The sequence below is a fragment of the Halorubrum sp. SD612 genome, assembly GCF_002135005.1.
Map to the genome: position 1 here is coordinate 1 of NZ_NEWI01000100.1, position 10,576 is coordinate 10,576.

Annotated in this window: 10 protein-coding genes and 1 tRNA gene; 8 read left to right on the top strand and 3 right to left on the bottom strand. The window is 69.9% G+C overall.

Annotated features, from left to right (window positions below; translation table 11 throughout):
• Positions 1 to 381: 381 nt before the first annotated feature.
• The 7 genes from B9G38_RS11515 to B9G38_RS11545 all read left to right on the top strand — a co-directional run bounded on the left by B9G38_RS11515 (position 382) and on the right by B9G38_RS11545 (position 7,067).
• Entirely contained in the window at positions 382 to 948 is a 567-nt protein-coding gene (locus B9G38_RS11515) for an NADPH-dependent FMN reductase (protein WP_049932033.1), read from the top strand.
• 81 nt (positions 949 to 1,029) lie between these two features.
• A complete protein-coding gene (locus B9G38_RS11520; RefSeq protein ID WP_086220465.1) occupies positions 1,030 to 1,401 on the top strand; it encodes a rhodanese-like domain-containing protein in 372 nt (123 codons plus the stop codon).
• A gap of 135 nt (positions 1,402 to 1,536) precedes the next feature.
• Positions 1,537 to 2,085, top strand: coding sequence for a Holliday junction resolvase Hjc (gene hjc / locus B9G38_RS11525; RefSeq protein ID WP_049932036.1), 549 nt, complete (start codon positions 1,537 to 1,539; stop codon positions 2,083 to 2,085).
• 85 nt (positions 2,086 to 2,170) lie between these two features.
• Positions 2,171 to 3,166, top strand: coding sequence for a serine/threonine-protein kinase Rio1 (rio1, locus tag B9G38_RS11530; protein ID WP_086220466.1), 996 nt, complete (start codon positions 2,171 to 2,173; stop codon positions 3,164 to 3,166).
• Positions 3,167 to 3,449: 283 nt separating this feature from the next.
• A complete protein-coding gene (locus B9G38_RS11535; protein ID WP_006114650.1) occupies positions 3,450 to 3,992 on the top strand; it encodes a KH domain-containing protein in 543 nt (180 codons plus the stop codon).
• Between the two features lie 419 nt (positions 3,993 to 4,411).
• Positions 4,412 to 6,064, top strand: a complete 1,653-nt coding sequence (gene thsA / locus B9G38_RS11540) for a thermosome subunit alpha (protein WP_080508593.1) — start codon at positions 4,412 to 4,414, stop codon at positions 6,062 to 6,064.
• A 346-nt stretch (positions 6,065 to 6,410) separates the two neighbouring features.
• Positions 6,411 to 7,067, top strand: a complete 657-nt coding sequence (locus B9G38_RS11545) for a lactate utilization protein (RefSeq protein ID WP_049932039.1) — start codon at positions 6,411 to 6,413, stop codon at positions 7,065 to 7,067.
• Between the two features lie 220 nt (positions 7,068 to 7,287).
• Here the strand turns inward: B9G38_RS11545 and B9G38_RS11550 are convergent.
• Positions 7,288 to 7,361: transfer RNA gene (locus tag B9G38_RS11550), tRNA-Lys, on the bottom strand.
• Between the two features lie 105 nt (positions 7,362 to 7,466).
• Between B9G38_RS11550 and B9G38_RS11555 the strand changes: the two genes are divergently transcribed.
• Positions 7,467 to 8,834: a M20/M25/M40 family metallo-hydrolase gene (locus B9G38_RS11555; protein WP_086220467.1), complete on the top strand. Its 1,368-nt coding sequence runs from the start codon at positions 7,467 to 7,469 to the stop codon at positions 8,832 to 8,834.
• Between the two features lie 21 nt (positions 8,835 to 8,855).
• Here the strand turns inward: B9G38_RS11555 and B9G38_RS11560 are convergent, their stop codons facing one another.
• Together B9G38_RS11560 and B9G38_RS11565 are read right to left on the bottom strand one after the other, a co-directional pair.
• Positions 8,856 to 9,518 carry a hypothetical protein gene (locus B9G38_RS11560; protein WP_086220468.1) on the bottom strand — a complete coding sequence of 221 codons (663 nt, stop codon included), beginning with the start codon at positions 9,516 to 9,518 and terminating at the stop codon, positions 8,856 to 8,858.
• A gap of 127 nt (positions 9,519 to 9,645) precedes the next feature.
• The gene (locus tag B9G38_RS11565; RefSeq protein WP_086220469.1) at positions 9,646 to 10,338 is read right to left on the bottom strand and encodes an SdpI family protein; all 693 of its coding nucleotides are present in this window, start codon (positions 10,336 to 10,338) and stop codon (positions 9,646 to 9,648) included.
• Positions 10,339 to 10,576: the final 238 nt, after the last annotated feature.

Below are 10,576 nucleotides of genomic sequence, written 5' to 3' on the forward strand. Positions count from 1 at the left end.
AAATTAATCGAGTGAAACTACGATGAATATGAAAACACGATTAGATTGCCGTACACTTGGTGTACGGATCTCTTAGAGCTTCAATCCTCTTTTGCCGATTAGCTTTCAAACCTTTTCTCAGTCATTACTGCGCCGGTCCGACGAGGCTGGGGAGGCGTGAGGTGCTGTGCTGGGCAGAGGGGACTCACCGGGGCGCCGCGAGGCCGGGGCTTCGGAGGTGGCCGCCGCCGATCTGCTACCGGCTACTTACAATCGAGGGGCCGGAGTTATGACGGCGCGAATCGACCTTGCCAATTAGTTCCAAGGCACTAACGGTCGGAGTTTCGGGTCCGCTCCCCGTCGATCGCCTCCGTTTTTACTATCTGGTCTCGAACTCGAGGTATGACCCGAATCGTCGCCGTCTCCGGCAGCCGGAGCGCGGCCAGCACCACGCGGGCCGCCCTCCGCGTCGCGCTCGACGCCGCGGCCGACGCCGGCGCCGAGACGGACCTGATCGACCTGGCCGCGGTCGACCTCCCGCTGTACCACCCCGAAGAGGACGCCCAAGGCGACAGCGAGGCGCTGAAGCGCCGCGTCCGCGAGGCCGACGGCGTCCTCGCCGGCACGCCCGTCTACCGCGGATCCTACTCGTCGACGTTCAAGAACTTCCACGACTTCTGCGGCTCCGACGAGTACGCAGATACCGCCGTCGGCCTGCTCGCGACCGCCGGCGGCGGCTCCTACGGCGGGACGCTCGAACACCTCCGCTCGACGTTCCGGAACGTCCACGCGTGGACGGTCCCCCACGAGGTCGGGATCCGGGGCGCCTCCTCGAAGGTCGAGACGGGCGGACCGGGAGACGCGGACGCCCCGGACGACGGTCCGCGGATCACCGACGACGACCTCCGCCGGCGCACCGAGCGGCTCGGACGGGTCGTCGTCGAACACTCGGAGCGGCTGCGGGAGTGAGACCGGTCGCGGCCCCGCGGTCGCCGCGCTCGACGCGCCGCAGCCGGCAGGAATTTGCCCCGCGAGACCGATCGTCCGCCGATGAGCCGTATCCGCTCGGACGAGCTGGACGAGCGCCTCGGCACGGACGACGAGCCGTTCCTGCTGGACATCCGCCCCGAGTCGGACTACGGGAGCGGCGCGATCGACGGGAGCCGGAACGTGCCCGTGTACGACGACCTCCGGAGCGGCGACGACGCCGCGCTCCGCCGCCGGCTCGACGAGATTCCCGACGACAGCGAGGTCGTCACCGTCTGTAAGATGGGGATCGTCGCCAAGCGCGCGACCCGCGTCCTCGACGAGGCGGGCTACGAGGCGTCGACGCTCTCCGGCGGGATGAGCGGCTGGAACGGGTACGAGCGGGACTCGCTCGGGTACAAGCTCCGGTCGCTGTGGTGGCGGCTGCGCGGGTGAAGTCGATCGCGTCTGCGAGTTCGTCACCGGCGTCTCGCGACTCCGCCGTCGACACCCTACGACCCCGCCGTCGACGCTCCGCGACCCGCCGGGCTTTTGCCCGGCTCGCGTCTACGTCGCCCATGACCGAACCGGGTGACGACGACCGTGTCCGCTAACCGGAAGGGGGACCGCCGCGAGCGCGAACTGGTGAACGCCTTGGACGAGGCGGGCTTCGCCGTGATGCGCGCGCCGGCCAGCGGCTCCGCGACCGAGCGCGAGCTCCCCGACGTGCTCGCGGGCGACGGCGAGACGTTCTACGCCATCGAGGCGAAGTCGAGCGCGGGCGACCCGATCTACCTCACCGGCGAGGAGGTAGAAGCGCTGTTGTTCTTCGCGCGGAACTTCGGCGCGAAGGCGCGGATCGCGGTGCGGTTCGACCGCGAGGACTGGTACTTCTTCCACCCCGGCGACCTCTACACCACCGACGCCGGCTCGTACCGGGTGAAAAAGGAGAAAGCGCTGGCCGACGGCACCGACTTCCCCGAGTTCGTCGGCGAGACCGAGAAGGTGACGCTCGCGGAAGTCGGCGACGACGGCGACGACGGCGACGCGACCGACCCGGAGACCGAGGAGCGGCGGACGATCTTAGAGGCCGTCCGCGACGGGCACATGCCGGTCGCGGACGCGCTCGACGTGCTGTGACGGTCGGCGCGGCCGCTTTCCCGGGTCGCCTCGACGGTCCGCGGACCCCCTCGCTTATCCCTCGCCGCGTCGAACCCCGGGACGAATGAGCGAGGACTTCGGCCTGCTCGAACCGGCGGACCAGCCCGGCGACGAGTGGGAGAAACTCGACGTCTCCGACACCGAGGCCGACCGGATCGCCCGGCGGCAGGACCGCGAGTTCGACGAGTTCCGCAAGCGGATCAAAGACACCGAGCAGTTCAAGCTCCAGGAGTCGGTGTTCGACGATGCCACGCTGGCGGCGGTGTACAAGCTGGTCCAGGACGGCTACGTCGACGCCTTCGGCGGGCCGGTGTCGACGGGGAAGGAGGCGAGCGTCTTCGAGGCGCTCGGCGGGCAGGCGGGCGAGCGGCCGGAGCCGGGGTCGGAGGCGGCCGGCGGCGGCCCCGAGGGCGTCACGCCCGAGCGCGAGGTCGCGGTGAAGGTGTACCGGATCAACTCCTCGAACTTCCGGCAAATGCGCGACTACTTGGAGGGCGACCCGCGCTTCGAGGGCATCGCGAGCGATAAGAAGGCGGTCGTGCTGGCGTGGACGCGCAAGGAGTTCGCGAACCTCTCGCGCGCGCAGAAGGCCGGCGTCCGGGTCCCGGAACCGATCGCGGTCCAGCGGAACGTCCTCGTGATGGAGCTCGTCGGCCACGCCGAGGAGCGCGCAAGGCGGCTGAGCGAGGTCGACGTGGAGAACCCGGAGACCGCCTACGAGGTCGTCCGCGAGTACATGCGCCGGCTGTACGGTGCCGGCCTGATCCACGGCGACCTCTCGGAGTACAACATGATCATCCACGACGGCGAGCTGGTGATCATCGACCTAGGGCAGGCCGTGACGGTTCACCACCCCAACGCCGGGGAGTTCCTCGCCCGCGACTGCGAGAACGTGGCGACGTTTTTCACCCGGCAGGGGCTCGACGTCGACCCTGACGAACTCCGCGCGTACGTGACGGAGCCCGAGGCCGACCCGACCGGGGAGCCGGCGTCGGGCGGGAAGACGGAGTCGAACGCGGAGGCAGACGGGAAGTCGACCGGAGCCTCCGACGAAGCGTAATTCGGGGCGCTTCCGTCGCGGCGTCGAGGCTCAGACCTCGCAGGCGTAGATCGCGGTCGGATAGGTTTCCTCGGACAACCCCTGTACGCGGATCAGTCCCCCGGAGTCCGCGTCCGACGCCGGCGGTCTGATCTCCATACGCGTCGCTCGCGGAGTCGACAGAAAAACCTCATTCCGGTGTGACACGCCTTCGGACGGACAACCGGCCGGAGACCACCGTCACGCGGCCACACGGCGCCCGCCGCGGAACACTCTTAAAAGGCTCCGCCGGGTACTCCGTGATATGCAACACGTGACGGTTCCGCAGGACCGGATCGGCGTCGTCATCGGCGCCGGCGGCGAGACGATGCGAGAGATCGAAGAGCGGGCGAACGTGCGGCTCGACATCGACTCCGAGTCCGGCAGCGTCGCCATCGAGGAGCGCGACGACCCCGTGGCGGCGATGGTGGCCCCGGACGTGATCAAGGCGATCGGCCGCGGCTTCAAGCCGGAGACCGCGCTGTCGATCCTCGACCACGACCTCCGGACGCTCGACCTGGTCGACCTCTCCGAACACACTCGCAACGACAACGACCTCCAGCGTAAGAAGGGCCGGATAATCGGCGAGAACGGCCGGACTCGGGAGCTCATCGAGGAGCTGTCGGGCGCGAACGTCGTCGTCTACGGGTCGACCGTAGGCGCGGTGGGGCAGCCCGAGGAGCTGGAGGTGGTGCGGCGCGCTGTCGGAATGCTGCTCGACGGGGCTCCGCACGGCGCGGTGTACTCGTACTTGGAGCGCATGTCGAACGAGCTCGACGACGACGTGAGCTTCAACGCGCCGCAATAACAGAGAACATCTTTTTTCCGTTGCGGCCGCGGTCGCTTTTCGACTAACGACGACCTCTACCGGGATACGCTGATCTCCGCCAAAGCCCCAGCCTCGTCGGCCTTCCTTCAGTCGGCCGACTCCGGCGAAGGACCTCCGGTCCATCTGGCAGCCGACGCGTTGCGTCGCCGACCTCGCGCGTGCTATCCGGCCGTAGAGCGGCCTCGCAGGCACGCGCCGCCGTAGTTTGGCGCCGCTCAACCTCGGCCTCAACGGTCGAGTTAGCGTACTATATAAAGGGTCGTGTGAACGCACCGCATACTGGCCGATACTCCCTCCACCGTGTTGCGATTTCGCACGACCTGAACAAAGGGTTTATATAGAATCACAAACAATCAATGGTCGTAATGTCACAGCGCCAGCGGATGGGCAATCAGCCCATGATCGTACTTTCCGAGGAATCGCAGCGAACATCCGGAAAGGACGCGCAGAACATGAACATCACGGCCGGCAAGGCGGTCGCGGAGTCCGTCCGCACCACGCTCGGCCCGAAAGGGATGGACAAGATGCTCGTCGACTCCGGCGGGTCCGTCGTCGTCACGAACGACGGCGTCACCATCCTGAAAGAGATGGACATCGACCACCCGGCGGCCAACATGATCGTCGAGGTCTCCGAGACGCAGGAGGAGGAGGTCGGCGACGGCACCACCTCCGCGGTCGTGGTCGCCGGTGAGCTCCTCGATCAGGCCGAGGAGCTCCTCGACCAGGACATCCACGCGACGACCCTCGCGCAGGGGTACCGTCAGGCCGCCGAGAAGGCCAAGGAGATCCTCGACGAGGAGGCCATCGACGTCTCCGCGGACGACCGCGACACACTCGTCGAGATCGCCGAGACGGCGATGACGGGCAAGGGCGCGGAGAACTCCAAGGACCTCCTCGCCGAGCTCGTCGTCGACGCCGTCCTCGCGGTCCAGGACGATGACGGCATCGACACGGAGAACGTCTCCGTCGAGAAGGTCGTCGGCAGCTCCATCGACGAGTCTGAGCTCGTCGAGGGCGTCATCGTCGACAAGGAGCGCGTCGACGAGAACATGCCCTTCGCGGTCGAGGACGCCGACGTGGCGCTGTTCGACGGCGCCATCGAGGTGAAGGAGACGGAGATCGACGCCGAGGTCAACGTCACGGACCCCGACCAGCTCCAGCAGTTCCTCGACCAGGAAGAGGAGCAGCTCCGCGAGATGGTCGACCACCTCGTCGACATCGGCGCCGACGTCGTCTTCGTCGGCGACGGCATCGACGACATGGCCCAGCACTACCTCGCGCAGGAGGGTATCCTCGCCGTCCGCCGCGCGAAGTCCGACGACCTGAACCGCCTCGCCCGCGCGACCGGCGGCCGCGTCGTCTCCAACCTCGACGACATCGAGTCGGACGACCTCGGCTTCGCCGGCTCCGTCGCCCAGAAGGACATCGGCGGCGACGAGCGCATCTTCGTCGAGGACGTCGAAGAGGCGAAGTCCGTCACCCTCATCCTCCGCGGCGGCACCGAGCACGTCGTCGACGAGGTCGAGCGCGCCATCGATGACTCGCTCGGCGTCGTCCGCACGACGCTGCTCGACGGGCAGGTGCTGCCCGGCGGCGGCGCCCCCGAGGCCGAGCTCGCGCTGCAGCTCCGCGACTTCGCCGACTCTGTCGGCGGCCGCGAGCAGCTCGCCGTCGAGGCGTTCGCCGACGCGCTGGAAGTCGTCCCGCGCACCCTCGCCGAGAACGCGGGTCTCGACCCCATCGACTCGCTGGTCGACCTCCGCTCCCGCCACGACGGCGGCGAGTTCGGCGCCGGTCTCGACGCCTACACGGGCGACGTGATCGACATGGAGGCCGAGGGCGTCGTGGAGCCGCTCCGCGTCAAGACCCAGGCCATCGAGTCCGCCACCGAGGCGGCCGTCATGATCCTCCGCATCGACGACGTCATCGCGGCCGGCGACCTCAAGGGCGGCGGCACCGACGACGGCGGCGACGAGGGCGGCCCCGGCGGCGCGCCCGGCGGCATGGGCGGCGGCATGGGCGGCATGGGCGGCATGGGCGGCGCGATGTGAAGTTCGGCTAACGCCTTCACCCCCCACCCCGACCGCAGCTGTTCCGCTGGACCGCTTCACCGATCGACCGTCGCGCGCCCCTTCGGGCCACGACGACACGCGATTTTTATCGACGCCGACGCTCCAGCGACGCGACTGTCTCGCTTCCCGTCAGTTACGATCCGCGCTAGCGACACCCACATTCGGTCCGCGCTAGCGACACCCACATTCGGTCCGCGCTAGCGACACCCACATTCGATCCGCGCGACACGACGGTAACACCCGCGTAACCACCGGACGGCGGTGTCCGCGAGCGGTTAAGTGACTTCCGCCCGTTCATTCTCCCGACGAGGTTCTCACGTTTACGATGCCACAGCAGAAAGCCGACTACGCCGACGACACCGAGATCAACGCCGAACTGGACGAGCTCCCAGACGACGAGACCGTCGAGGAGACGGTCGCGAACTTAGCGGAGCGCGGCTTCGACGTGCTCGTCGTCGACGACGCCGATGAGGCGCTGGAGACTGTTACCGCCCAGATACCAGACGAGGCCTCGGTGATGAACGGGCACTCGACGACGCTCGAAGAGATCGGGTTCGACGAGTTCCTGAGCGAGGGCGACCACGAGTGGGAGAGCCTCCCGGACCAGATCTGGAGCATCGACGACGACGCGGAGCGACAGGCCGCGCGGCGCGATTCGCAGACGGCCGACTACTTCCTCGGTGGGATCAACGCGGTCGCACAGACCGGCGAGCTCGTTGCCGCCGACCTCTCCGGCAGCCGGATCGGCGCGTACCCGTTCGCCGCTGGCAACGTCGTCATCGTCACCGGGATCAACAAGATCGTCCCGACGCTCTCGGACGCCTTCGATCGGCTGGAGTCGGTCGCGTACCCGCTGGAGAACGAGCGCGCGCAGGAGGCGTACGGCGCCGAGTCCGCGATCGCGAAACAGCTCGTCTACCGGCGCGAGACCGAGGAGGGCCGGACGACGGTCGTTCTCGTGCGTGAGCAGCTCGGCTACTGATCTCCCGCGGCCGCGCGATACACGCCGACAGAGCACACGATTTCTCCCTTTGGACGACCGCCAGCCCCCACCGTGCGACGCCGAGACGGTGAGACTGTAACCCGTCCCCGATCCTCCGAGGACCGCCGCGTCGGTTCCGCGGTAGCGCCACGCTCGGCGGTTTCGAACCTTTCCCTTCTCGACGGCCTCGCGGCTGGCGGAGTTGCTCGCCGCGAGGATACGGGCCGGGAGGGATTCGAACCCCCGACCGTCCGGTTAAAAGCCGGACGCTCTCCCTAACTGAGCTACCGGCCCAGACGAATCGCCGTAGGGGCAGCCGACGGATAAACGTTTAGAACCGCGGAAGGCGTCGGCGTCGCCACCCGAAACGGTTTCCGACCCCCAGCCGTCGCCGGGAGCATGCCATTCGACATGCGCGCGTTCGCCGCCGAGCTCTGTCGCCACCGGTCGACCGCCGGCGAGGAGGCGGCCGCGGCCGCGTTCGTCGCCGAGCGGCTCGCCGACCTCGGTTTCGAGACGTACGCCTGGGACGCCGACCCCGCCGTCCTCGCGGACCACCCCTCCTTCCCGGACGACCTCGACGCAGCGGCCGTCGACGGGCGGCGCAGCGTCGCCGGCGTGCTCGAACTGGGCGGTGCGGGCGACGACGGTGGCGCGAGCGACGGCGACGACGCGGCCCCCGAGTCCGCCGCCGCCGACCCGGTCCCCACGCTGGTCCTGAACGGCCACCTCGACGTCGTGCCCGCGGAGGCGGCGGAGTGGTCGAGCGACCCCTTCGAGCCGGTCTGGCGCGACGCGTCGGAGCGAAACGCGGACCCGGCCGCCGCCGACGAGGGCGGCGACACCCTCACGGCCCGCGGCGCGGCCGACATGAAGTGCGGGCTCGCGGCCTGCGTCGCCGCCGCCGTCGATGTCCGCGACGGGGTCGCCGACGGCGCAGTCGACCTGCCGCCGTCCGGGCTCCGACTCGTCGTCGAGGCCGTCGCCGGCGAGGAGGACGGCGGGTACGGCGCCGCGACCGCCGCGCTCGCGAACCCGTACCCCTTCGAGCGCGACGCGGCGATCGTCGCCGAGCCGACCGAGCTACGTCCCGTCGTCGCCTGCGAGGGGTCGCTCATGGCCCGGATCGAGATCGACGGCCGGAGCGCCCACGCGGCCACCCGGTGGCGCGGCGAGGACGTGCTCCCGCGCTTCGAGGCCGTGCGGGAGGCGTTCGCGGACTTGGAGACCGAGCGCGGCGAGTCGGTCTCGCACCCGCTGTACGGGTCGTTCGCTGTTCCGTGGCCGGTCGTCTGCGGCCGGGTCGAGGCGGGCTCGTGGGCGTCGACGGTCCCGGCGACGCTCGAAGCGGAGTTCCGGATCGGCGTCGCGCCCGGGGAGACCGTCGCGGAGGTGGAGGCGGCGTTCCGCGAGCGCCTGGACGACGTCGTCGACGCCGACCCTTGGCTGCGCGATCACCCGCCGCGGTTCGAGCGGTTCTCCGTCCAGTTCGAGCCGGCCGAGGTCGCCGTCGACGAACCGGTCGTCGAGGCGGTCCGTGCCGGCCTCGTCGCAACGGGGCTCCCGGACGTCGAGCCGCGGGGCGCGACGTACGGCGCCGACTCGCGACACTTCGTCGCGGCCGGGATCCCCGCGGTGCTGTTCGGGCCCGGTACCATCGACGAGGCGCACTACCCCGACGAGACGATCGCGTGGGAGGAGGTCGTCCGGGCACGCGACGCGATCGCCGCCGCCGCAGGACGGTTCGCGCGCGACTACGCGGCGTAGTCGTCCGGTGACGGGCAGTTCCTACCGGTCGCCGTCGAGGTACTCGTCGACCGCGTCGGCGACGATCGACCCCGGATCGACGCTCTCCATCGACGCCCGTCGGCGCAGCTCGACGTACGTCTCCGCCGGGAGCCGGACCTGAAGCCGACCGAGTTCGACCCCGGCCTCGCGGACGGCGGCCTCGACCTCCGCGCCGTCGTTGACCGCGGACGCGATCGCGCGGACCTCCCGCACGGTGAGGTCGCCGTCGATCGTCGCCCACGCGAGCAGGTAGCGGTCCCGCCCGCCGAGCCGCGCGACGTGTTTCGCCGCGCTGGGGGCGATTCGCCCGTTGGCGACCTGCCGCCGGATCGCCTGCGGGAGGTCGTGGACCCGCGCCCACTTCCGGATAAACGCGACGCTCACGTCGTCTCCGGCACGTTCGGCGGCTTCCTTGTACGACCCGACACCGCGGACGAGCGCCGCGCAGGCGGCGGCGCCGCGCAGCATCAGGACGTTGTCGTCGTCGCCGACGTCGCCGGCCGCGAAGCGGCCCACGGTCCTCGCGGCCTCGGCGACGCTGTCGGGGTCGTTCGGGTCGAACCCCACCGCGTCCGCGGCCCGGTCGCCGGTCACCGACGGGTCCGACCGGACCACCGGTTCGCCGACGGGGGACCGTCGGTCAGCGCGTGACTCCTCGGTCATACACACACCTTCGGGGCCGCGAATATAAACGCCGGGCACCGGGGCGGAACTCGCTCGAACGCCGGACGCGCCGGATCGCCGGGGGTCGATGCGCTTCGCGGTCCGGACCGGTCGTCGGCGCTCGACGCTACTTCGGGGTCCGGGCCGCCCCGTCGTCCCCCTCGTCCGTTCCCCTCGCGTACAGGAGGTACGAGTACGCCACGGTGACCGCGGCGGTCGCGAGCGCCGGGCCGACGAGGAAGTACACGGCGTACTCGCCGGCGAAGAGACCGACGGCGGCGATCGCGGCCGAGAGCTTGAACAGCCGAGCACCGAGCGCGTGGGTGCGGTCCCAGACGGCGTCGTCGCTGAGCGTCCACGGCGTCCGGATCCCGAGGAACCAGTTCGGCTCGACGTGCGGGAGCAGGGTCCCGAGGTAGTAGAACAGCGCGGCGCCGCCGGCGGCCGCGACCGTCGTCACGTCGACCGCGTAGCCGAGGTTGACGGCGAGCACGGCGAGGTGGAGGACGACGAGGAACGCCGTGAGGACGACGACGAACCGGTCGTAGTGGACCCGGAACACCGCGACGTTCTCCCGCAGGGGATCGATCCGCGGGAGCACGGCGAACAGGCCGATCAGTCCGGCCGCGAGCCCCGGCACGAGCCACATCCCGGCCGTCCGCGAGAGCGTCTCGGTCGGCTCGCCGGCGGCGTTCCACCGCGTTACCATTCGCTGCGGGAGGTCCGGTGCGACTGCGAGGCTTGCGGCGGCGCCGACGGCGACGAGGAGGACCGCGACGCCGAACCGGAGCCGCGTGGAGAGCACGGATTCGGAGGGCATGCGGCCGGAGACACGCGCCGAACCGATAAAAGGTACCCACCCGTGCGACTCCGACCCGAAGACCCCGGCGCGACGCAACCCTTACCGGTCGTGACCGCCAACTCTGGCCATATGACCGACGAACGCGACGACGACGGCCACGAGTTCTCCTCGGGGCAGGGCGTCGACGCCGACTACGACGCGTTCACGCTCGACCCGCCGGAGCTCGGCGAGGACCCGAGCCGCGTCGACCCGGTCG